The following is a 22,352-nucleotide window of genomic DNA, read 5'->3' as shown; positions in this document are numbered from 1 at the left end:
CGACGCCACGCCGGCGTCGCGCCTAGCAGTAGGAGAAATGGATCAGGCGGACTTCAGCGTGCCCTTCGGCAGGACATTGCCGACGGCGCCCTTCTGCACGCGGATGCGCACGTTGTCGGCCACTTCGATGGTGATGAAGTTGTCGCCGATGTCGGTGACCACGCCGGCCACGCCGCCGGAGGTGATGACCTCGTCGCCACGGCCGAGCTTGTCCAGCATCGACTTGTGTTCCTTCTGGCGCTTCATCTGCGGCCGGATCATCACGAAATACATCACCGCGATCAGGATGATGGGCAGCAGGAACATCTGCAGGCCGCCACCGGCTGGGGCGGTGCCGCCGGCGGTCTGGGCCTGGGCGACGGGGATCAGGAAATCGAGCGGATTCATCGGGTGCGTCCTATGGTTTGGGCAGCCCGCCGCCCTGGGGGGGCACGGACCGCTGGTTTGCCTTGAGGCGGCAAGCAGCCGCCGATTATGCCACGATCTTCCCCTTGCCCCCGGAACGGCCGCGACGCCCCTCCCTTCTCCCTTCGGGACCCACGGCCCCCTTCTCGGGGGAAGGTGCCGCGCAGCGGCGGATGAGGGGACGGGCGAAGCCTCGCGTCCTTTCGACTGCATGAGGCTGCGCCCGGACCCTCGTGTCACTTGGACTGCACGAGGCTGCGCCCGGACCCTCACCCCCAACCCCTCTCCCAATGGGAGAGGGGCTTCAGCCTTGCTCCGAGGGGAGTGGCGTGGCTTCGACGCCGCGCGCCGCATAGAAGGACCGCCGGAACTGGGCAAAGGTTCCCGCGGCGATCGCCGCGCGCATGTCGGCCATCAGCTTCTGGTAGTACCAGAGGTTGTGCAGGGTGCCGAGCATCGGCGCCAGCATCTCGTTGCAGCGGTCCAGGTGGCGCAGGTAGGCGCGGGTATAGCCGCTGCTGCAGGCGTGGCAGCCGCAGCCCGGCTCGATCGGGTCGAGGTCGCGCTCATACTTGGCGTTGCGGATGCGCACCGTGCCGAACGAGGTGAAATAGTGGCCGTTGCGCGCGTTGCGGGTCGGCATCACGCAGTCGAACATGTCCACGCCGCGGGCCACGCCCTCGACCAGGTCCTCCGGCCGGCCCACGCCCATCAGGTAGCGCGGGCGGTCGCCGGGCAGGCGCGGATGCAGGTGCTCGAGCATCGCGTTGCGCTCGTGCTCCCGCTCGCCCACCGCCAGGCCGCCGATCGCGTAGCCGTCGAAGCCGATCGCCTGCAGCCCCTCGATCGAGCGGCTGCGCAGGTCCGCATGCACGCCGCCCTGGACGATGCCGAACAGCGCCGCATCGTTGCCCAGCGCGTCGTGCGCGTCGCGCGAGCGCTGCGCCCAGCGCAGGCTCAGTTCCATCGAGCGCCGCGCCACGTCCTCGGTGGCCGGGTATGGGGTGCACTCGTCGAAGATCATCACGATGTCCGAATCGAGCACCCGCTGGATCTTCATGCTCTCCTCCGGCCCCAGGAACACCTTGGCGCCGTCGGTCGGCGAGGCGAAGGTGACGCCCTGCTCGCTGATCTTGCGCCGGTGCGCCAGCGAGAACACCTGGAAACCGCCGGAATCGGTGAGGATCGGCCCGTCCCAGCGGGCAAAGCCGTGCAGGCCGCCATGGTCGCCGATCACATCCAGGCCCGGACGCAGGTACAGGTGGAAGGTGTTGCCGAGGATGATCTGCGCGCCCAGCGCCTTGATCTGCTCGGGCAGCACGCCCTTGACCGAGCCGTAGGTGCCCACCGGCATGAACGCGGGGGTCTCGACCGTCCCGCGCGGGAAGGTCAGGCGGCCGCGACGGGCGGCGCCGTCGGTGGTGTAGAGCTGGAACTGCAATCGGGACATGGTCTGGCGAACGTCGGTAAGCCGCACATTGTCGCATTGCCGGGCGGCGGGCGCCGCCCCTGGGCCAGGCACGGCGTCTCGCCGCCCGCCGGGAGCGCCGCCAGGCGCGCCCTGCCCCGCTGCGCCGCAGCCGCCTGGCGCGGCGCCGTCTTCAGTCCGCCGCGACGAAGCCGCCGGTCTGGCGCGCCCACAGCCGCGCGTACAGGCCGCCGCGGGCGACCAGCTCGGCGTGGGTGCCGGTCTCGACGATGGCGCCGCGGTCCATCACCACCAGCCGATCCATCCGCGCGATGGTCGAGAGCCGGTGGGCGATCGCGATCACCGTCTTGCCCGCCATCAGTTCGTCCAGGCTGTCCTGGATCGCCGCCTCCACTTCCGAATCCAGCGCCGAGGTGGCCTCGTCCAGGATCAGGATCGGCGCGTCCTTGAGCAGCACGCGGGCGATGGCGATGCGCTGGCGCTGGCCGCCGGACAGCTTGACCCCGCGCTCGCCCACCTGCGCGTCGTAGCCGCGCTGGCCCTCGCCGTCCTGCAACTGCTCGATGAACTCGTCGGCGCGCGCCTTGGCCACGGCGGCGCGCAATTGCGCCTCGCTGGCATCGGGGCGGCCGTACAGCAGGTTGTCGCGGATCGAGCGATGCAGCAGCGAAGTGTCCTGGGTGACCAGGCCGATCTGCTGGCGCAGGCTCTCCTGGGTGACGCCGGCGATGTCCTGCCCGTCGATCAGGATGCGGCCCTGCTCCAGGTCGTACAGCCGCAGCAGCACGTTGACCAGGGTCGACTTGCCGGCACCGGATGGCCCGACCAGGCCGATCTTCTCGCCCGCGCGCACCTGCAGGTCGAGCCCGGCGATGACCCCGCCGCGCTTGCCGTAGTGGAAGTGGATGTGCTCGAAGCGCACCTCGCCCCGCTCCACGCGCAGCGGCACCGCGTCGGCGCGGTCCTGCACCTGCGCCGGCTGCGCGATGGTCTCCATGCCGTCCTGCACCGCGCCGATGTCCTCGAAGATGCCGTTGACGGTCCACATGATCCAGCCGGACATGTTGTGGATGCGGATCACCAGGCCGGTGGCCAGGGTGATCGCGCCGACGCTGATCTGGCCGCGGCTCCACAGCCACAGCGCCAGCCCGCAGGTCACCGCGATCAGGAAGCCGTTGACGATGGCGATGGCGCTGTCCATCGCCGTGGTCATGCGGGTCTGCCCGCGGTGCTTGACCGCCAGCTCGTCGATCGCCTCGCGCACGTAGGCCTGCTCGCGCCCGGCGTGCGAGAACAGCTTGAGCGTGGCGATGTTGGTGTAGCCGTCGACGATGCGGCCCATCGCCTTGGAGCGCGCGTCCGAGGCGATCCAGGCGCGCTGCTTCATCCGCGGCACGAAGTAGACCATCAGCCCCACGTAGACCAGCACCCACACCAGCAGCGGCGCCATCAGCCAGGGATCGGCCTGCGCGAACAGGTACAGCGCGCTGCCGGTATAGACCACGATGTACCAGAGCGCATCGACCATCTGCACCGCCGACTCGCGCAGCGAGGTGCCGGTCTGCATCACCCGGTTGGCGATGCGCCCGGCGAAATCGTTCTGGAAGAAGCCCAGACTCTGCCGCACCACGTAGTTGTGCATCAGCCAGCGCGCGCGGTTGCTCAGGCCAGGCACGATCGCCTGGTTCACCAGCAGGTTGTGCAGGGCCACAAACAGCGGCCGCGCCACCAGCACGATGAAGGCCATCCACAGCAGCTCGCCGGCATGGCGCTGGAAGAAGTCCGGCCCCGGCTGCTCGGCGACCATGTCGACGATGCGGCCGAGGAAGTCGAACATCGCCACTTCCACCAGCGCCAGCGCCAGACCGGCCAGCAGCGTGGCCAGCAGCAGCGGCCACAGCGGACGCAGGTAATGCAGATAGAAGCGCACCACCCCACGCGGCGGCATCTGCGTCTCGATCTTCGGGAAGACCTCGATCAGGGACTCGAACCAGCGGAACATCGCCACGTCATGCCTGAAAAGGGGCGTCAGGGTAGCGTATCTGGCGTCACGGACCGTGACGCTGGGATTGGGGATTCGGGATTGGGGATTCGCAAAAGCGGCTCCCTGCGCGCTTCATCCACCTGTAGGAGCGGCTTCAGCCGCGACCGGGCCTTCTCGGTAAAGCCCGGTCGCGGCTGAAGCCGCTCCTACGAATCCCGAATCCCCACTCCCCAATCCCGGCCTTCACTCTGGCGTCAGCACCAGATCCTGGAAATCGAAGCTGAAATCGGTCAGCGGCGAGATCGCCTGCATGCGCGCCTCGCGCACCTTGCTGTCGGGCGTGAGCGCGAAATTGATGAAGGCGTCGGCGTTGAGCGAGCGGTCGCGCCAGCGGACGATGAAGGTGTCGTGCTGCCAGTGCTCCAGGGTGCCGACCAGTTGCGCGGTCTTGCTGAACTGCAGTTCCAGGCGCTTGCCCTGCTGGCGCACCACCACGTCGCCGTACCACGGGTCGCGGTAGGTGCCGGCATAGCCGGACAGCGGCAGCGACGGGGTGGACTTGGCGTCCCGGGCCGCGACGTGCTTGGCCCAGTCCTCGTCGGCGTTGGCGTCGGCCTTGGCCACGGCCTTGGCGTAGGCGGCGGTCCAGTCGGTCGCCGGCGCGCCCAGGTAGGCGTCCAGCACGCGCAGGGTGATCGCGTTGAAGGCGGCGCCGACTTCCTGGTTGGTCAGCACGATCACACCGAGCTTGCGCTCCGGCACCAGGGTCAGCCGCGAGACCATGCCCGGCCAGCCGCCGGTGTGCCAGACCAGCTTGGCGCCGCGGTAGTCGCTCAGGCTCCAGCCCTCGCCGTAACCGGCGAAGTTGGGCCTGGCCGGCAGCAATTCCGGCACGCTCGGCTCGGAGATCGCGATCGGCGTGATCATCTGCCACATCTCCTGCTGGCGCTGCGCACTGAACAACTGCCGCGTCTGGCTGTCGGCCGCCGGCAGGCGGCCGCCGTCGAGCTGCACCTGCATCCACTTGGCCATGTCGTGCACGTTGGCGTAGATGCCGCCGGCGCCGGAATTGTTGGACCAGGTCAGCGGCGCCACCGTGCGCAGCTCGCGGAAATCGAACTTCGCATGGCCGACCGCAGTTGCATCGCCCGGCTGAAGATGGTCGCTGTTGATGCGTGCGCCGGTCATGCCCACCGGCACGAAGATGCGCTGGCGCACGAACTCGGCGTAGCTCTGCCCGGACACCTGCTCGATCAGCTTCTGCGCCACTGCGTACAGAATGTTGTCGTAGGCGTAGCGGTCGCGGAAACCGCCCTTCAGCGGCACGTGCGCCAGGCGCCGCACCACTTCCTCGTTGCTGTAACTGGTGGCCGGCCAGAACAGCAGGTCACCCGCCCCCAGGCTCAGGCCGCTGCGGTGGCTGAGCAGGTCGCGCACGCGCATCTCGCGGGTGACGTAGGCATCGGACATCTGGAACCACGGCAGGTGATCCACCACCCGGTCCTCCAGCTTGAGCTTGCCCTCGTCGGCCAGGATCGACAGCGCCGCGGCGGTGAAGGCCTTGGTGTTGGAGGCGATGGCGAACAGGGTCTGCGCATCCACCGGTTCCGGCTTGCCGAGTTCGCGCACGCCATAGCCGCGCTCCAGCACCACCTGCCCGTCCTTGACGATGGCGATGGCGATGCCCGGCACGTCGAACTGCTTGCGCACGCGCTCCACCTGCGCGTCCAGATCCTGCAGCCCCGGCGGCAATGCGGCCGGCGCCGGTGCGGGAACCGCGGTGGGGGCCGGCGCCTGCGCCTGCACGGTGGCGCTCATCGCCAGCAACAGGCCGCAGCCCATCGAGATGCTCTTCAACTGCGTCGCTCCTGAAGAAGGGAAACCGAAGCCGCACGTTACCGCGCGCGCACCTGGCGAGTGTAGAGCCTGCCAGGCACTTGCGGCAGGCCCACAAGGACGGCGGCGAGCGCCGTCGTGGCGGCTGCCGCTCCGACCGGTGCCTGCGCTACGGCCCACGTCGAAAAACCGGGCAGCGCAACGCCACAACCACGTCCCATCTTCGTCCGCGCAGGACACCACACGCCAGCGCGCACGCCTCGCCCCTCATACAGGCCATCGCCGCCGTCATGACGCGCCCAGCCCCTGCGTCCCGCGACGACACCCCGCAACGCCACGCTGCGGCACAATCGCCCCCCGCCCGCAGCCGGACACGCCCGCATGAACGACCTCTTCGACTCCGCCCCGGCCACGCCGGAGGGCATCCGCGTCGGCATCGGCGGCTGGACCTACGCGCCATGGCGTGGCGGCATGTTCTATCCGCAGGGCCTGGTGCAGCGACGCGAGCTGGAATACGCCAGCCGCCACGTCACCAGCATCGAGATCAACGGCACCTACTACGGCGCGCAGAAGCCGGAGACCTATGCGCGCTGGCGCGACGAGACGCCGCCGGGCTTCCTGTTCTCGGCCAAGGCGCCCAAGCGCATCACCGCCTTGCGGCGGCTGGCCGGCGCCGGCACGCAGATCGAGGACTTCGTCGGCGGCATCGCCAGCCTCGGCGACCGCCTCGGCCCGCTGCTGTGGCAATTCGAACACGGCTATCGCCTGGACCTGGACGACCTGGCCGCGTTCCTCGACCTGCTGCCGCGCAAGGTCGGCGGACACCGGCTGCGCCACGTGCTTGAAGTGCGCGATCCGGCTTGCGTCGGTCCGGAACTGCTGCACCTGACCCGGCGGCACGGCGTGGCCACGGTGTTCACCGATTCGCCCGAATTCCCCTCCTTCGCCGACCTGAGTACCGACTTCGTCTATGCACGGCTGATGCGCAGCCGCGCCGACCTCGCCCATGGCTACCCGCCCAAGGAACTGCAGGCCTGGGCCGCGCACGCGCAAGCCTGGCGCCGCGGCGAGGATCCGCAGGCGCTGCCGCACGCGGATACGACGGTGGCCAAGACCACGCCGCGCGAGGTCTTCGTCTACTTCATCAGCGCCGCCAAGGAACACAATCCCGCCGCGGCGATGGCCTTGCTGAAGCTGCTGGGGTCCGCCGCACAGGCGTGACGCGTTCGGCCGCGCCCACGCGACGTGGCGCACGGCGCAAGCGCGACCGGCGACGCCACGGCCGCAACACGACTGAACCGAGCCTCGCGCGCGCACGCCCGGCGACACCCGCCGGTCGCCGCGCTGCGGTACAACACCGCCCGTCCGGCGCCGTCGCCGGGCCGCGGCCGCGCGCCGCGCCTCCACACGCGGAGCCCTCGATGCGCATCAAGCACACGCTCGAACGTCTTCCCGGCGGCATGATGCTGGCACCGCTGCTGCTCGGCGCCCTCTGCCACACGCTGTGGCCGCAGGCCGGCGCCTGGTTCGGCTCGTTCACCCAGGGCCTGATCGGCGGGTTGGTGCCGATCCTGGCGGTGTGGTGCTTCTGCCTGGGCGCCTCGATCCGGCTGCGCAGCGGCGGCCGCGTGCTGCGCGCCTCCGGCGTGCTGGTGCTGACCAAGATCGCGGTGGCGTGGCTGACCGCGGTGATTGCCGCGCGCCTGTTGCCGCCAGGCGGCATCGTCGCCGGCCTGTGGAGTGGCATGTCGGTGCTGGCGCTGGTCGCGGCGATGGACATGACCAACGCCGGCCTGTTCGCCGCGCTGATGCAGCAGTACGGCCGCCGCGGCGAGGCCGGGGCGATGGCGCTGATGTCGCTGGAATCCGGGCCGCTGGTGACCATGCTGATCCTCGGCACTGCCGGCGTCGCCAGCTTCGAGCCACGCCTTCTGCTGGGCGCGGTGCTGCCGCTGCTGGCCGGTTTCGCGCTCGGCAACCTGGACCCCGCGCTGCGCGCGCTGTTCGCGCGGGCGGTGCCGGCACTGATCCCGTTCTTCGCCTTCGCCCTTGGCAACACCCTGGACCTGCGCATGGTCGCCCATGCCGGCGTGGCCGGGATCGCACTCGGCCTGGGGGTGATCGTGGCGACCGGGATCCCGCTGCTGCTGGCCGATCGCTGGCTGGCCGGCGGCAACGGCAGCGCCGGCCTCGCCGCCTCCAGTACCGCTGGCGCGGCGGTGGCCACGCCCGCACTGGTGGCCGCGGTGGCGCCGCAGTTCCGGGCCACTGCGCCGGCCGCGACCGCGCTGGTGGCGACCTCGGTGGTGGTGACGGCACTGCTGGTGCCGCCGCTCACCGCCGCGTATGCGCGCAGGATGGCGCGGGCCGGATCGCCACCGGCGCCAGACGCCTGACCCGCGTGCCGATCCGCGACCGTCGCGGCGCGCTTTGCGCGACAATACGCGGATGCCGATGCACCCCGCCACCAAAGCCCAGCTGCAAATCCATTTCTGCGTCCTGCTGTGGGGGATCACCGCTATTCTCGGCAAGCTGATCACCCTGCCCGCGCTGCCGCTGGTGTGGTGGCGCATGCTGATGGTGGTGGCGGCGCTGGCGCTGCTGCCGCGAGTGTGGCGCGGACTGGCGGCGCTGACGCCGAAACTGGCGCTGGGCTATGCCATCGTCGGCGCCCTGGTCGGCCTGCACTGGCTCACGTTCTACGGCGCGATCAAGCTGGCCAATGCCTCGGTGGCGGCGACCTGCATCGCGCTGGCGCCGGTGTTCACCGCAGTGATCGAACCTTGGGTGGCGAAGCGGCCATTCCGCCCCAGCGAACTGGCCTTCGGCCTGGCGGTGCTGCCCGGCGTGGCGCTGGTGGTCGGCGGGGTACCGCACGGCATGCGCGCCGGCGTAGCGGTCGGCGCGGTGTCGGCGTTGCTGGTGGCGGCGTTCGGCTCGCTCAACAAGCGCCTGGTCGACCATGCCGATCCGCTGACCGTGACCGCGCTGGAACTGGGCGCCGGCACCCTAACCCTGACCGCGCTGGCACCATTGCTGCCATTCGTGCTGCCGGCGCTGAGCGGGCCCTTGCTGGTGCTGCCCAGCCTGCACGACACCGCGCTGCTGCTGGCGCTGGCGCTGCTGTGCACGCTGCTGCCGTTCGCCCTGGCCCTGGTCGCGCTGCGCCGGCTCAGCGCCTATGCGGTGCAACTGGTCACCAACCTGGAACCGGTCTACGCGATCGTGTTCGCGATCGTGCTGCTGGACGAGCAACGCCAGCTCACCGGGCTGTTCTACCTCGGCGTGGCGGTGATCCTGGGCGCGGTGTTCCTGCATCCGCTGCTGACCCGCACGCGGCCGGTCCAGCACCCGGAACTGCTGGCGACCTGCGAGGCGAAGAACGTGGTGGAGTGAGCGCTGGGGCGTTCACTCCGGGATTGGGGATCGGGGAGTCGGGATTGGCCCCGCCCCGTGCAGTTGCGGCATCACCGCAGGCCAGCGCGAAGGGCGCGGCATGCTCGGGAAGTAGCCCCTCTCCCCCCGGGAGAGGGGTCGGGGTGAGGGTACGGCGCGAAGGCGTCTTGCTTCGTCCGAGTTCGCGAGGTGGCGTGCCTACGCCGCCAGCGACACGCAATCACGGCCGGCACGCTTGGCCTGGAACAGGCCCTGGTCGGCACGCTTGAGCAGGTCTTCGGCGCTCTCGTGGTCCTGCAGCGTGGCCACGCCGATGCTGGCGGTCAGCGGGATGCCGAGTTGCAGCAGGCTGGTGTCCTGGCGCAGGCGCTCGCAGGTGCGCATGGCCTGTACCGCATCCATACCGGGCAGCAACAGCGCGAATTCGCCGCCGCCGTAACGCGCCACGACGCTGTCCGGCGGCAGGCGCGCGCGCAGCATGTCGGCCAGCGCCAACAGCGCCTCGTCGCCCTTGTCGTGGCCGTGCAGGTCGTTGACGCTCTTGAAGTAGTCCAGATCCAAGATCGCCACGCTCAGCGGCGCCGAACCCGGCTGCGCCGCCTCGGCGTGGATCATCAACGCGGTGGCGAAGGCACGGCGATTGAGCAGGCCGGTCAGCGGATCGGTGCGTGCCTGCTCCAGCAACTCGGCGTTGAGCGATTCCAGCGACTCCTGGTACTGCAGCAGCTGTTGCTCGTACCAGGCGCGTTCGCGCAGCTGCAGCGCCAGCGCATGGCTGCTGCGGCGCAGTTCGATCAGTTGCATCACCTGCCGCGACAGCGCCTGCAATGCCGCCAGTTGTTCCGGCTCCAGGGTGCGCGGACGATTGTCGAGCACGCACACCGTGCCGACCGGCAGGCCCTCGCGGGTCAGCAGCGGCGCGCCGGCGTAGAACCGCACCCCGCCCTCGGTGACCAGCGGATTGTGCTGGAAGCGCGCATCGGCGGTGGCGTCGGCGACCACCATGACCTGCTCCGGGGTCAGGATGGTGTGCCCGCAGAACGACTCGTCGCGCGCATTGCTCAACAGGCAGACGTTGCGCTGCGCCTTCAGCCATTGGCGTTCGGCGTCCACCAGCGAGATCAGCGCCGAGGGCGTGTCGCACAGCTTGGCGGCGATGCCGACCAGATCGTCGTAGGACGCTTCCGGTTCGGTATCGAGGATCTGCAACGCATGCAGCGCCTGCAGGCGTGCGGCTTCGTTGGCGGGCTTGCGAGGCTTGATCACGGAGTACCCGGTGGAAGCGACGGTTGGCGTTGCGCAGTATGGCCAAATCCGTGGCGGACGCCAGCCCCGGCAGGTACGGCGCCCGTGCCGCCAGCCCGCGCGGCGGCGGCCGGCCGCCGGTACCGGGACGCGGTTACCACTCCTGCCGCTGCGGCAGCAGGCCGCGCAGTTCCTGCTCGGTGAGATTGCGCCATTGGCCCGGCTTCAGCGCGCCGAGCTTGATGTTGTCGATACGCACGCGGCGCAACTGGGTGACCCGGTAGTCGAACGCGGCGGCCATCAAGCGGATCTGCCGGTTGAGGCCCTGCTCCAACACGATGCGAAAGCCGAACTTGGCGATGCGCGCGGTGCGGCACGGCAGGGTCATCTGGTCGTGCACGCGCACCCCGCGCGCCATGCCGCGCAGGAATTCGTCGGTGACCGGCTTGTTCACCGCCACCAGATATTCCTTCTGGTGGCGGTTCTCGGCGCGCAGGATCTCGTTAACGATGTCGCCGTTGCTGGTCATCAGGATCAGCCCCTCGGACTCCTTGTCCAGGCGCCCGATCGGGAAGATGCGCTGCTCGTGGCCGACGAAGTCGACGATGTTGCCCTTGACCGCGCTCTCGGTGGTACAGGTCACCCCGACCGGCTTGTTCAGCGCGATATAGACGTGGCGGCGCCCGCTCTTGGCCTTGGCCCGCGCGCGCAGCGGCTGTCCGTCGACCTTGACCTCGTCGCCCTCGCCCACCACCGAACCGACCCCGCCCGGCTGGCCGTTGACGGTCACACGGCGCGCGGCGATCAGCCGATCGGCCTCGCGGCGCGAGCAAAACCCGGTCTCGGCGATGTGCTTGTTGAGGCGGACTGACATGAGCTGGGAATGGGGAAACGGGAATGGGGAATGGCAACAGCGGGCTGCTGCCAGCTTGGCCAATGGCTAGCTTCGGAAAAGAAGGCAGGTATCGGCAGCGGGGAAGCCCCCCCATTCCCGATTCCCTACTCCCTGTTCCCAGCCTCTCAGCGCTTCGGCGGCCCCTTGCGCGGCGGGCGGTCGGCGGCGAAGCGGCCGGCCGGGCGCGGGCCGGCGGCGTTGGGCTTGCCGCCGGGCTTGCCGGTACGGGCGAACTTCGGCTTGAACGGTGCGCCGCCGGCATCGTCGCCGTCGAGCTTGCGCATCTGCAGTTGCTGGCCGGACACCCAGACCTTCTTCAGGTGCGTCAGCAACTCGCGCGGCATGTCTGCCGGCAGGTCCAGCACCGAATGGTCGTCGTGGATGTCGATGCGGCCGATGTACTTGCTCTCCAGCCCAGCCTCGTTGGCGATCGCGCCGACGATGTTGGCCGGCTTGACCCCGTGCTGGTGGCCGACCTCGATGCGGTAGGTCTCCATGCCCACTTCCGGCGCGCCGCGCGGCGCTTTCGGCGCCTTGTCGCGGCGCGGTGCCTCGAAGCTGCCGACGTCGCGGTGGTAGTCGAAATCCTCGCCGCGCGCAGCCGGCGCCGGACGCGCGGGCCGCTCGCCATCGTCGCGGCGCGGCGCACGCGGTTCGCGCTCGAACTTCGGCTCGAAGCGGGGGCGCTCGGGGCGCTCGCCACGCTCGGGCCGCTCGCGCCGCTCGAAGCGCTCGCCCTGCGGCGGGCGCGGACGGTCCGGGGCCAGCAGCAGCGGCGTCTCGCCCTGCAGCAGACGCGCCAGCGCCGCGGCCACTTCCACCATCGGCACGTTCTTCTCGGCCTCGAACTTCTGCAGCAGGTCGCGGTACATGTCGATGCCGCCGCCGGCGATGGTCTCGCTGATCTTCTCCATGAAGCGGCTCACGCGCTGGTCGTTGACCGCGTCGACGCTCGGCAGCTGCATTTCCTCGATCGGCTGGCGGGTGGCGCGCTCGATCGCGCGCAGCATGCCGCGCTCGCGCGGGCTGACGAACAGGATCGCCTCGCCGCTGCGCCCGGCCCGGCCGGTGCGGCCGATGCGGTGCACGTAGCTTTCGGTGTCGTACGGGATGTCGTAGTTCAGCACGTGGCTGATCCGCTCCACGTCCAGGCCGCGCGCGGCCACGTCGGTGGCGACCAGGACGTCGAGCTTGCCGTCCTTGAGCTGCTGGATCACCCGCTCGCGCTGCGCCTGCTGGATGTCGCCGTTGATCGCCGCCGCGGCCAGGCCGCGCGCCTGCAGCTTCTGCGCCAGCTCGTCGGTGCCAGCCTTGGTACGGGCGAAGATGATCATCGCGTCGAACGGCTCGACCTCCAGGATCCGGGTCAGCGCGTCGAGCTTGTGCAGCCCGCTCACCGCCCAGTAGCGCTGGCGGATGTTGGCCGAGGTGGTGGTCTTGGAGGCGATGATCACCTCGGCCGGGTCGTTCAGATAGGTCTGCGCGATGCGCTTGATCGCCGGCGGCATGGTCGCCGAGAACAGCGCCACCTGGCGCGATTCCGGCAGCTTCTTCAGCACCGCCTCGACGTCGTCGATGAAGCCCATGCGCAGCATTTCGTCCGCTTCGTCGAGCACCAGCGTCTTCAGTTCGGACAGGTCCAGGGTGCCGCGGTCCAGGTGATCGATCACCCGCCCCGGGGTACCCACCACCACGTGCACGCCGCGCTTGAGCGCCGACAGCTGCTGCACGTACGGCTGGCCGCCGTACACCGGCAGCACCTGGAAGCCGGGGATCGCCGCGGCATAGCGATGGAACGCCTCGGCCACCTGGATCGCCAGTTCGCGGGTGGGGGCCAGCACCAGCGCCTGCGGCTTGCGCTGGGCGAAATCCAGCCGCGACAGGATCGGCAGCGCGAACGCGGCGGTCTTGCCGGTGCCGGTCTGCGCCTGGCCGAGCAGGTCGCGGCCGGTCAGCAGCGCCGGGATGGTGGCGGCCTGGATCGGCGACGGCGACTCGTAGCCGACGTCGGCGACCGCCTTCATCACAGCAGGGGAGAGGCCGAGATCTGCGAACAGCAGCGGCGCGGGGGTATCTTGGGACATGGGAGACTCCGGGGGCGCCGCAGAGAACCGGCAGGCGCAAAGAAGCCCCTATTGTGCGCCCTGACGGGCCGCATGTCGAAAGCAGGTGAAGGGCACCGTTCAGGCGTGACCCGCTCCGCACTGCCCGGAGGACGGCCTTGGCGCGGTGTCCACAAGGCCCAACGCAGCGGCCCGCCGCGGCGGCAGCAGCCTGCGGTCAGCGACACGTCGGGCGTTTTGTCCGCGAATGACCGACAATGGGCGCCGATTTCCGAGCAAGCCCCCAATGCAGACCATCGATCTCCAGCTAGAAAGCGACTATGTGGAACTCAAGCACCTGTTGAAACTGACCGGCCTGTGCGACAGCGGCGGCGCGGCCAAGGCCGTGATCAGCGAAGGCCAGGTGCGCGTGGACGGCGAGGTCGAACTGCGCAAGGCCTGCAAGGTGCGCGCGGGCCAGGTGGTGCAACTGGGCGATGTGCAGGTGCAGGTGCTCGGCAAGCTGTGACCGCCCTCGGTGCGCCCGACCTGCCACGCAACGGCCTACGGTGGCGGGCAACGCGGGCTGCCGAACGATGCTGATCGAACTCGGCGCCCGCAACATCGCGCCGTCCGCGGAACATGCGCGCCACGACGTGTACATCGTGCAGCTCGATCCGGACGCGGCGCGTCCGTTCTGTCTCGGCCAGTCCATCTGCGGCGGGCATGCCGAGCGCGGCGGCTCCATCCACCTGGCGCTGGACGAACTGGAGGCCTGGCCCGGCGACTGGCGCCAGCACCTGCGCCACGCCGGCTGCGCGTGGGCCATCGCCCCGATCGAAGCGGCGCAGCGCGGCGGCGACCTGCAAGCCGCCCTCGCCGAGCTCGTCGCCGGTGCGGCGCAACCGCGCTCACCCTGAGGTTGCAGGCCCGCAGATGCATGCCCTCCGCCCCTCGTAGGAGCGGCTTCAGCCGCGACCACGCCTTACCAGGAAAGCCGGGTCGCGGCTGAAGCCGCTCCTACGAGGAAGCGCACAACAGGCTCAGCCCCGGCGACAACCACCACAGCGCACGCGCCGCCCGTCGCTCCTCCGCTGCCGGAACCTCAGCGCCCCATCGCCGCCACGCGCTGGGTCAGGTGCGCGGCGATCGCACGCTTGAACGGCGCCACCCGGTCGGCCACGCGCAGCGCCGCGCTGCGCAGGGCGCGCGCAGGCAGGCGGTCGTCGGTGTACAGCGCGGCGATCGCATTGGTCGCCTCGTACAGCGGCCGCGTGGCCAGGCGGTGTCCGCGCTGGTAGCCGGCCAGCAAGGCCGGCGCGGCGATGTCGCCGCCGCGCGCGACCGCGTCGTGCAGCGCGCGCGCCAGCCGCGCCTGGCTCTGCAGGCCGAAGTTGAAGCCGTGCGCGGTCACCGGATGCATGCCCACCGCGGCGTCGCCGATCAAGGCATAGCGCTCGGCAACGAAGCGCTGCGCGTACACCGCCACCAGCGGATACGCCTGCGGCCGCACCAGCGGCGTCATCGCCCCGAGGCGATGCTCGAAGCAGGCGCCGATCTCCGCTCCCAACGCTGCCTCGTCCATCTGCAGCAGCGCCTGCGCGCGCTCCGGCGGCAGGGTCAGCACCGCCGAGGCCTCGTTGCCTTGCAGCGGCAGCAGCGCCATGGTGCGGCCGTAGCCGAACCACTCCCAAGCCGTTTGATGGTGCGGACGTTCGTGGCGCACCCGGCACACCAGCATGGTGCGGCCGAAATCGCGCAGCTGCGCGCCGATCCCGCTCATGCGCCGCGTGCTGGAAAAACGGCTGTCGGCCGCCACCACCAGCCGCGCGGCCACGCTACGGCCGTCGGAGAGCTGCACCTGCGCCTGGCGCGCATCGCGGCGCAGCGCCTGCACCGACACGCCGTCGAGCAGGGTCAGGCCGGGCTGGTCCTGCACCGCGGCGAACGCGGCGCGGCGGAGCAGGTGATTGGGCACGAGCCAGCCCAGGTCGCCATGATCGCCCTCGCCCGCAGCGAAGGTCAGCGCGAACGGCGAGGAACCGTTCATCACCCGCGCATCGCGCAGCGGCGCGATCGCCTGCGGATCGATCCGCGCCCACAGGTCCAGCTGTTCCAGCAACGCCCGCGAGGCATGGGTCAGGGCGATTTCGCGGCCATCGAAGGCGGCCTCGGCCAAAGCCGCGCGCGGCTGCGGCTCGATCAGCGCCAGCGACAGGCCGCTGCCGGCCAGCGAGCGGGCGAAGCACAGGCCGGCAGGGCCGGCCCCGACGATGGCGATATCCACTTGCATGCGGCGACTCTGTGATCGGACCCGGCCAGGATACGACCGCCGCGCACCGCGTCCTTGATCTGGATCAGCGCTGCGACGATCGGTCGCAGTACACCGCGCTCAGAACAGCGCCCACACCAGTTGCAGGATCGCCCACAGCGACACCACCCACACCAGGCTGCGCACGTACGGCACGCCGGCCGCGTACAGCGGCACATAGGCCACCCGCGCCCACAGATAGATTTGCGCCGACAGCGCAGTGTGCGCATCGCCCCTGCCCAACGCGGCCACCGCCACCGCGGCGGCGGCGAAGAACGGGAAGGTCTCCAAAAAATTGCGCAGCGCGCGATCCAGGCGCCCGGCCACGCCGGCCGGCGGCGGTTGCGGCGCATCGCGCGCGCCGGCGTTCCACTTCAAGCCGCGTTGTGCGGTGACGAAGGCGGAGGCGAGCAGCAGTTGCGCGATCCCGAGCAGGATCGCCCAGGCCAGCATGCGGATTTCGGTGGGCATCGGAGCCTCGTCGGGAACGGGAAGATGGCGCGCAGCATGCCGCTCAATCGGGCATGGCGACGTGATAACCGACCAGGCGCCAGGTCTTGTCCTCGTCCAGCCGCAACGACACCAGCTCGCGCACCGGCTGCGGCGCATTGGCGAAGCGGCTGGGGAAGCTGATGTTGACGTAGGTGCCCGGCGGCACCTGCGAGCCGGCGGCGTACTGCACCCGCGCCACGCTGGCGACGCCGCGGCCGAGCAGCGTACCCAACCGCGCACGCGCGGCGTCGATTTCGCGCACGAACACCGCGCGCGTCACCGCCTTCTTCGCCACCGCCGAGGCGCCGTCCCACAACTCGCCGGTGCGCCCGGCATCCACAAGTTGCGCGGCGCGCAGGCCGGCCTGTGCCATCTGTGCGTCCTGCTTGGCCAGCGGTCCAGGCGCTGGCGCGGCGGGGCCGGCATGGCGCGGCGCCGGTTTGGGTGCCGCAGCGGGCGCGGCAGCAGGTGCGGCGGGTGCCGCTGGCGGGGCAGTCGTCGGCGCGGGCGCAGGCGATGCCGGGGGCGCGTTCTGCGCGGAAGCGACGCCAGCGACGAGCGCCAGCAGGACGAGCGTGAGGCGGAACGGGACGGAGATGGACAAGGACATCGCTCGGCAGCGGCGGTGGCAAGGGCCGCAGTCTACGCGGCCTGTGCGGACCAGCGCAGCGGCCTACGGCGTCTCTTCGCCCGCCACGACCGCAGTCTCGCTCGCCACTGCCGCAGCCGCGGTCGGGGCGGCGTAGCGCTGCCGGTGCCAGGCGCGCCAGCTGGCCCACAGCGCCCAGGCGGTCGCCGCCAGCAGGGCGAGCAGACTCAGCAGCGAGCCGGTCCGCGCCAGCCAGGGCGCGTGCAGGCCGTTGGCGAGGTGCAGCAGCACTTCGGCGATCACGAAGCCGCCCAACGCCAGCAACGCCGGGGGCAGATACAGCCGCAGCATCAAGCGGGTTCCGGCGGCCATGCGCGCGCTCCGGGATGGAATGTGGCGACGCTAGCCCCGCGTCCATGCCCGCCACGTGAATGGGCAGCACGCGCACCAGCAGCCGTTCAGGCGCCGGGCGAGGCCAGCGGCAGCGTCGCCACGTCGATCTCCGACAGCGGACTTTCCGCCGGACAGGCCTGGTCCGGGAACCCGAAGCGCTGCTTCAGCGCCTGGCCGCAGGCGGTCAGGCTCTCCAGATCCACGTCTTTTTTGGTCTTGCACTCCTGGTCGAAGGCGACCAGGAACGCATCCTTGCGCCGCACGAAATCGTCGCCGCACTTGCGCAACTGCTTGATCCGCTCCAGGTCGTCCTGTACCGCGTTGGTGCCGTCGAGCCCGTACTGCTTGAGTTCGTCGCTGCTGAGCAGGCGCAGGCTGCGGTTGGGCACGGTCATCATCAGATCGGCCACCGCCACCGCCACACCGTTGCGCTCCAGGTAGTCCTTGACGTTGCCATAGACCTCCTGCAACTCGCGGTTGAGTTCGGCGCGCGAGGTCGCAGTGGAGCTGATCCGCATCATCCGGTGGATGCCGACCTTGCCGGAGATCAGCCGGTTGTCGCCGGCGGCCAGCACGAACACGCAGGCGCTGTGGCAGACCGAACCTTCGCGCACCCACACGGTCCAGCCGGATTCGCCGATCGCATCGCCGGCGCGGATCGCCGCCTCGACCTGGCCGCCGCTGGAATCGAGGTCGAGCACGCGCTTGCCGATGCCGGTCTGCCTGGCCACCTCGGCCAGGCGCCGCACCATCTCGGCGAAGCCGGCGTTGATCTTGCCGACATAGCGCACCCGCATCAGCCCGCGCTCGCGGCACTGCGCCAGCGCCGCTTCCACCGCTGGCCGATCCAGCCCGGCCAGCGGCTGGCCGTCGCCTGCCTCGGCGGCGTAGTCGGTGTCGCAACTGACGAAGGCCTCGCCGTTCTCCAGGGTGGCCTCATCCCAGGCCTGCGGGTCGCGCTTGGGCGCGACCGCGTGCGGTGGCGGCGTCGGCGGCGCGCCGATCGAGACCATGTGCTCGCCGTCGGCGGAGGGGCTGTCGGCGACGGTGCGCGGTGCCGACGCCGGCTGCTGCCCGCAGGCCAACAGACCCAGGCAACACAGCGACAACCAGCAGAGTCTGAACGAAGCAGCCAAGCGCAGGATCCACGGCGAACACGGAACGCAGGCGCCAGGCGCCCGCCGACCTAGTCTAGTGCCGCAGCGCGGAGCGTCCCCAACTGCGCCTAAACCGCGGGCGTCGCGGCCACGCGAGTGCGACGGCATAGCTGTCCGAAAACGGCCAGTGCGCCGCGCCGGAGCCGACTAGACTGGCGCCATGCCTGCCCTCGCCGCCACCGATCACGCCCTCTACGACCGCGCCCGCCAGTCGCGCGATGCGCGCTTCGACGGTGTGTTCTTCACTGCGGTGCGCAGCACCGGCATCTACTGCCGGCCGGTCTGCCCGGCACCGCCGCCCAAGCGCAGCAACGTGCGCTACTACCCCAGCGCCGCGGCCGCCGCGGCGGCCGGTTACCGGCCGTGCCTGCGCTGCCGTCCCGAACTGTCGCCGGAAGCGCAGCAGCAGGTGGGCGAAGAGGTGGTGCGGCGCGCGCTGGCGCTGATCGCCGAGGGCGCGCTGCAAGACGCCAGCGTCGCCACGCTGGCCACCGAACTGGGGATCAGCGCGCGCCAGTTGCAGCGCCTGTTCGTGGCCCAGCTCGGCGCCACCCCGGCGGCGGTGCACGCCACCCGGCGTCTGTTGCTGGCCAAGCAACTGCTCACCGAGACCGCGCTGCCGATCACCCAGGTGGCGCTGGCGGCCGGCTTCAACAGCCTGCGCCGCTTCAACGCCGCGTTCCTTGACGGCTGCGGCATGCCGCCCTCTGCGATCCGCAAGCAGCGCACCGAGAGTCCCGGCGGCGACCTGGTGCTGCGCCTGGGCTACCGGCCGCCGCTGGACTTCCCGGCGATGCTGGCGTTCCTGCGCAAACGCGCGATCCCCGGCATCGAACGCATCGGCGAGGCCAGCTACGAGCGCGTGCTCGGCCCCTGCGAGGCCTCCACCCGCATCCGGGTCGAGGCCGATCCGCAGCGCCACGAACTGCGCCTGCACATCGCCGCGGCCGATCCGCGCGCCATTCCCGACATCGTGCGGCGGGTACGCCGGGTGTTCGACCTGGATGCCGACCTGCGCGCGGTACACGCCACGCTCGGCGAGGATCCGCTGCTGGCGCGCGCCATCGCCCGGCGTCCCGGATTACGTGTGCCAGGCGGTTGGGACGGGTTCGAAGTGGCGGTGCGCGCGGTGCTCGGCCAACAGGTCAGCGTCGCCGGCGCCGCGACCCTGGCCGCGCGCCTGGTCGATCGCCATGGCGCGGCGCGGCCCGGCCAGCCGCCGGGACTGGACCGCGCCTTCCCGACGCCGCAGGCGCTGCGCGACGCGCCGCTGGAGGCGATCGGCCTGCCGCGCTCGCGGGCGGCGACGATCCGTGCGCTGGCGCAGGCGGTGCTGGACGGCCGCCTGTCCTTCCGCGCCGGCCAGCGCCTGGACGACTTCGTCGCCCACGCCATCACCTTGCCCGGCATCGGCGCCTGGACCGCGCAGTACATCGCCCTGCGTGCGCTCGGCCAGCCCGACGCCTTCCCCGCCGGCGACCTGGTGCTGCAACGCATGCTCGGCGAAGGCGGCGCACGCCTGAGCGAACGCGCCACCGAGGCGCGCGCGCAGGCCTGGCGCCCCTGGCGCGCCTACGCGGTGCTGCACCTGTGGCACCTGGCCAACGATCCTCCCGAGGAGACCCGCGCATGACCGCGTCCCCGCTGTCCTACGACCGTTTCGACACCCCGATCGGCATGCTCACCGTCGCCGTCGGCGCCGATGGCGTGCGCCACATCCTGTTCCCGGAGAACCGCTACGACGCCCGCGGCCGCGCCGACTGGGTGCACGATCCGGCGCCGGTGCGCGCCGCGCGCGAGCAACTGCTGGCCTACTTCGCCGGCGAGCGCGACCATTTCGACCTGCCGCTGGCGCCGCACGGCACCGACTTCCAGAAGCGGGTGTGGCTGGCGCTGGCCGAGATCCCGTTCGGCGCGACCTGGAGCTACGCGCAACTGGCGCAGCATCTCGGCCAGCCGCGCGCGGTGCGCGCCGTGGGCGCCGCCAACGGGCGCAACCCGCTGCCGATCGTGCTGCCCTGCCATCGGGTGATCGGCGCCAACGGCGCGCTCACCGGCTTCGGTGGTGGCCTGCCGACCAAGGCCGCACTGCTGGCGCTGGAGCAGCGCGAGGGTGGCGCGGCCGCCGCCGGCACCATGGCGCCGCTGTTCGGCTGAGCGTGTCGGCCATGCGGCGGCGCAGATCGACGTCCATTCCTCGCTTGAACCACCTACTCGGTCTCCCTGCCGCGCCCGACGACGTCGATCCGCCAGCGCTGCGCTGAGCGCCACGGCAACGGCCGCGGCGCGCCGGCGTCCTGCCAAGGCAACGCGTGCGACAATAGGCCGATGCACTCGCCCGATTCCGCGCAACCGCCGCGCCTGCGCCATCGTCTGCGCCCGCTGATCTCGCAGGAGAGCTGGAAGCAGCGCGCCGTGCTGTGGGGCGGCGCGGTGGCGGTGGCGCTGGTCTCCATCGTCTTCGCCAAGGCCAGCGACGCCGCCTTCCATCTGTTCCAGCGGATCATCGGGCATTCGCCGTGGTGGGCGCTGCTGCTGACCCCGAGCGTGTTCGCCCTGCTGGCCTGGCTGACCAACGGCGCACTTCGCCCCACACGCGGCAGCGGCATCCCGCAGGTGATCGCCGCGCTGGAACGTCCCGACGACGGCTTTCGCCAGGCCAATCTGTCGCTGCGCGTGTCCGCGGGCAAGCTGATGCTGACCACCATGGCCCTGTTCGGCGGCGCCTCGATCGGCCGCGAAGGCCCGACCGTGCACGTCGGCGCCAGCCTGATGTACGTGTTCGGGCGCTGGTTCGGCTTTCGCGATGCGCGCCAGGCCAGCCATTTCCTGCTGGCCGGCGGCGCCGCCGGCATCGCCGCGGCGTTCAACACACCGCTGGCCGGCGTGGTGTTCGCCATCGAGGAACTGAGCGGACGCTTCGAGCACCACTTCTCCGGCACCTTGCTGACCGCGGTGATCGTCGGCGGCGTGATTTCGCTGGGCCTGCTCGGCGACTACACCTACTTCGGCCGGGTCGCCACCGCCGGCCTGCCGCTGGGCAAGGCGTGGCTGGCGATCCTGCTGTGCGGCGTGGTCGCCGGCCTGCTCGGCGGCGCCTTCGCGCGCATGGTGCTGCTCACCGTCGCCGGCAAGCCGCGCTGGCTGGGCGAGCTGCGCCGGCGCCAGCCGGTGCTGCTGGCCGCGCTGTGCGGCCTGGCGCTGGTGCTGCTGGGCCTGATCTTCGGCACCGGCGCGTTCGGCACCGGCTACGAGCAGGCGCGCAGCCTGGTGCAGGGGCACGCCAGCGTCGGCCACGAATTCGGCCTAATGAAGCTGCTGGCGAACCTGGTGTCCTACGTCGCCGGCATCCCTGGCGGCCTGTTCTCGCCGGCCCTGGCGGTCGGCGCCGGGCTGGGCCACAACCTGGCCGTGCTGATGCCGGGCGTGGACCCGCGCATCTTCGTGCTGCTGGGCATGTGCGCCTATCTCACCGGCGTCACCCAGGCACCGCTGACCTCGGCGGTGATCTCGCTGGAACTCACCGACAGCAGCGACATGCTGCTGCCGATCCTGGCGACGGTGCTGATCGCCCGCGGCGCTTCGGCGCTGGTCTGCCGCACGCCGATCTACCGCGGCCTGGCCGAGCTGTTGCTGGTGGCGCCGCCGCCGGCGCCCACGCCGCCCGCGGAAGAGGAAACGCCGACCTCGCTGGTGGCCGACCTGGCCGGCAGCGACCACGACGACGATCGCGACGACCACCCCACCGCGCCACGCCCGCACTGACTGGCGGCGCGTGCCCGGCGCTGGTGCGATCGGAAAGCGCTCTGCCACTGCCGCTTCCGCGGCAAGACCGCCACCGGCCGCCTGGCGGCGACGGTCAGGGATCACACGGACATAAAAAAACGCGGCGCAAGCGCCGCGTTCTTCGTCGCACCCGGTGGCTGGCTCAGCCAGCCTTGGCGACCGTCTTCTTGGCCACGGCCTTCTTCACCGCCGGCGCCTTGACCACCGACTTCTTCGCGGCCGGCGCGGCAGCGCCCACGGCCACCTTGCTCACGCTGTGCGAGCGCGAATTGCCGTAGCTGGCGTTGTAGCGCTTGCCCTTGGCGGTCTTGCGGTCACCCTTACCCATGCTCATCGACTCCTGAATGTATGTGCGAAAACCCCCGCGCGATGCACGGGGTTTGGCGAGGCCA

21 protein-coding genes are annotated in these 22,352 nt (G+C 70.9%); 8 read left to right on the top strand and 13 right to left on the bottom strand.

Features of this window, described 5'->3' with window-relative positions; translation table 11 throughout:
• Positions 1 to 42: 42 nt before the first annotated feature.
• The 4 genes from yajC to RAB71_RS08385 all read right to left on the bottom strand — a co-directional run bounded on the left by yajC (position 43) and on the right by RAB71_RS08385 (position 5,675).
• Entirely contained in the window at positions 43 to 387 is a 345-nt protein-coding gene (yajC, locus tag RAB71_RS08400; protein ID WP_010343515.1) for a preprotein translocase subunit YajC, read from the bottom strand.
• A 322-nt stretch (positions 388 to 709) separates the two neighbouring features.
• Entirely contained in the window at positions 710 to 1,855 is a 1,146-nt protein-coding gene (gene tgt, locus RAB71_RS08395; RefSeq protein ID WP_029562162.1) for a tRNA guanosine(34) transglycosylase Tgt, read from the bottom strand.
• A gap of 151 nt (positions 1,856 to 2,006) precedes the next feature.
• Positions 2,007 to 3,836, bottom strand: coding sequence for an ABC transporter ATP-binding protein (locus RAB71_RS08390; protein WP_010343513.1), 1,830 nt, complete (start codon positions 3,834 to 3,836; stop codon positions 2,007 to 2,009).
• 225 nt (positions 3,837 to 4,061) lie between these two features.
• Positions 4,062 to 5,675: a serine hydrolase gene (locus tag RAB71_RS08385; RefSeq protein ID WP_010343512.1), complete on the bottom strand. Its 1,614-nt coding sequence runs from the start codon at positions 5,673 to 5,675 to the stop codon at positions 4,062 to 4,064.
• Positions 5,676 to 6,035: 360 nt separating this feature from the next.
• On the opposite strand from RAB71_RS08385, the gene RAB71_RS08380 reads away from it, so the two are divergent.
• The 3 genes from RAB71_RS08380 (at position 6,036) to RAB71_RS08370 (ending at position 9,050) form a co-directional block, all read left to right on the top strand.
• Positions 6,036 to 6,875 carry a DUF72 domain-containing protein gene (locus RAB71_RS08380; RefSeq protein WP_010343510.1) on the top strand — a complete coding sequence of 280 codons (840 nt, stop codon included), beginning with the start codon at positions 6,036 to 6,038 and terminating at the stop codon, positions 6,873 to 6,875.
• Positions 6,876 to 7,075: 200 nt separating this feature from the next.
• Positions 7,076 to 8,050 carry a 2-keto-3-deoxygluconate permease gene (locus tag RAB71_RS08375; protein ID WP_010343509.1) on the top strand — a complete coding sequence of 325 codons (975 nt, stop codon included), beginning with the start codon at positions 7,076 to 7,078 and terminating at the stop codon, positions 8,048 to 8,050.
• 52 nt (positions 8,051 to 8,102) lie between these two features.
• Positions 8,103 to 9,050: a DMT family transporter gene (locus RAB71_RS08370; RefSeq protein WP_010343508.1), complete on the top strand. Its 948-nt coding sequence runs from the start codon at positions 8,103 to 8,105 to the stop codon at positions 9,048 to 9,050.
• Between the two features lie 198 nt (positions 9,051 to 9,248).
• Here RAB71_RS08370 and RAB71_RS08365 read toward each other — a convergent pair whose 3' ends face one another.
• The 3 genes from RAB71_RS08365 to RAB71_RS08355 all read right to left on the bottom strand — a co-directional run bounded on the left by RAB71_RS08365 (position 9,249) and on the right by RAB71_RS08355 (position 13,274).
• Positions 9,249 to 10,316 (bottom strand): sensor domain-containing diguanylate cyclase, encoded by a 1,068-nt coding sequence (locus RAB71_RS08365; protein ID WP_010343507.1) that lies wholly within the window; start codon positions 10,314 to 10,316, stop codon positions 9,249 to 9,251.
• Positions 10,317 to 10,449: 133 nt separating this feature from the next.
• A complete protein-coding gene (locus RAB71_RS08360) occupies positions 10,450 to 11,169 on the bottom strand; it encodes a pseudouridine synthase (protein ID WP_010343505.1) in 720 nt (239 codons plus the stop codon).
• Positions 11,170 to 11,315: 146 nt separating this feature from the next.
• Positions 11,316 to 13,274: a DEAD/DEAH box helicase gene (locus RAB71_RS08355; RefSeq protein WP_104609589.1), complete on the bottom strand. Its 1,959-nt coding sequence runs from the start codon at positions 13,272 to 13,274 to the stop codon at positions 11,316 to 11,318.
• A 265-nt stretch (positions 13,275 to 13,539) separates the two neighbouring features.
• On the opposite strand from RAB71_RS08355, the gene RAB71_RS08350 reads away from it, so the two are divergent.
• Together RAB71_RS08350 and RAB71_RS08345 are read left to right on the top strand one after the other, a co-directional pair.
• Positions 13,540 to 13,761 (top strand): RNA-binding S4 domain-containing protein, encoded by a 222-nt coding sequence (locus RAB71_RS08350; protein ID WP_010343502.1) that lies wholly within the window; start codon positions 13,540 to 13,542, stop codon positions 13,759 to 13,761.
• Positions 13,762 to 13,828: 67 nt separating this feature from the next.
• Positions 13,829 to 14,152 carry a hypothetical protein gene (locus RAB71_RS08345; protein WP_010343501.1) on the top strand — a complete coding sequence of 108 codons (324 nt, stop codon included), beginning with the start codon at positions 13,829 to 13,831 and terminating at the stop codon, positions 14,150 to 14,152.
• Positions 14,153 to 14,337: 185 nt separating this feature from the next.
• On the opposite strand, the gene ubiM is transcribed toward RAB71_RS08345, so the two are convergent.
• From ubiM to RAB71_RS08320, 5 genes are all read right to left on the bottom strand, one after another.
• The gene (gene ubiM / locus RAB71_RS08340) at positions 14,338 to 15,525 is read right to left on the bottom strand and encodes a 5-demethoxyubiquinol-8 5-hydroxylase UbiM (protein WP_010343500.1); all 1,188 of its coding nucleotides are present in this window, start codon (positions 15,523 to 15,525) and stop codon (positions 14,338 to 14,340) included.
• Between the two features lie 99 nt (positions 15,526 to 15,624).
• Positions 15,625 to 16,014, bottom strand: a complete 390-nt coding sequence (locus tag RAB71_RS08335; protein ID WP_010343499.1) for an MAPEG family protein — start codon at positions 16,012 to 16,014, stop codon at positions 15,625 to 15,627.
• Between the two features lie 43 nt (positions 16,015 to 16,057).
• Complete coding sequence (locus RAB71_RS08330) at positions 16,058 to 16,645, bottom strand: DUF4019 domain-containing protein (RefSeq protein ID WP_050946591.1); 588 nt, start codon at positions 16,643 to 16,645, stop codon at positions 16,058 to 16,060.
• A gap of 63 nt (positions 16,646 to 16,708) precedes the next feature.
• Positions 16,709 to 16,996, bottom strand: coding sequence for a hypothetical protein (locus tag RAB71_RS08325; protein ID WP_010343497.1), 288 nt, complete (start codon positions 16,994 to 16,996; stop codon positions 16,709 to 16,711).
• 86 nt (positions 16,997 to 17,082) lie between these two features.
• The gene (locus tag RAB71_RS08320; RefSeq protein ID WP_010343496.1) at positions 17,083 to 18,126 is read right to left on the bottom strand and encodes a hypothetical protein; all 1,044 of its coding nucleotides are present in this window, start codon (positions 18,124 to 18,126) and stop codon (positions 17,083 to 17,085) included.
• A 208-nt stretch (positions 18,127 to 18,334) separates the two neighbouring features.
• Between RAB71_RS08320 and RAB71_RS08315 the strand changes: the two genes are divergently transcribed.
• The 3 genes from RAB71_RS08315 (at position 18,335) to RAB71_RS08305 (ending at position 21,939) form a co-directional block, all read left to right on the top strand.
• On the top strand, positions 18,335 to 19,807 hold the full coding sequence (locus RAB71_RS08315; protein WP_010343495.1) for a DNA-3-methyladenine glycosylase 2 family protein: 1,473 nt from the start codon (positions 18,335 to 18,337) through the stop codon (positions 19,805 to 19,807).
• On the top strand, positions 19,804 to 20,331 hold the full coding sequence (locus RAB71_RS08310) for a methylated-DNA--[protein]-cysteine S-methyltransferase (RefSeq protein WP_010343494.1): 528 nt from the start codon (positions 19,804 to 19,806) through the stop codon (positions 20,329 to 20,331). The genes RAB71_RS08315 and RAB71_RS08310 overlap by 4 nt, the downstream gene beginning before the upstream one ends.
• A 171-nt stretch (positions 20,332 to 20,502) precedes the next feature.
• A complete protein-coding gene (locus RAB71_RS08305; protein WP_010343493.1) occupies positions 20,503 to 21,939 on the top strand; it encodes a chloride channel protein in 1,437 nt (478 codons plus the stop codon).
• A gap of 163 nt (positions 21,940 to 22,102) precedes the next feature.
• On the opposite strand, the gene RAB71_RS08300 is transcribed toward RAB71_RS08305, so the two are convergent.
• A complete protein-coding gene (locus tag RAB71_RS08300) occupies positions 22,103 to 22,288 on the bottom strand; it encodes a 30S ribosomal protein THX (protein ID WP_010343492.1) in 186 nt (61 codons plus the stop codon).
• Positions 22,289 to 22,352 lie beyond the last annotated feature (64 nt).

Origin of the sequence: Xanthomonas sacchari (assembly GCF_040529065.1) — a bacterium.
Lineage (GTDB): Bacteria > Pseudomonadota > Gammaproteobacteria > Xanthomonadales > Xanthomonadaceae > Xanthomonas_A > Xanthomonas_A sacchari.
Note: the sequence above shows the minus strand (reverse complement) of the source record. Positions and strands in the feature narration are given on the sequence as shown.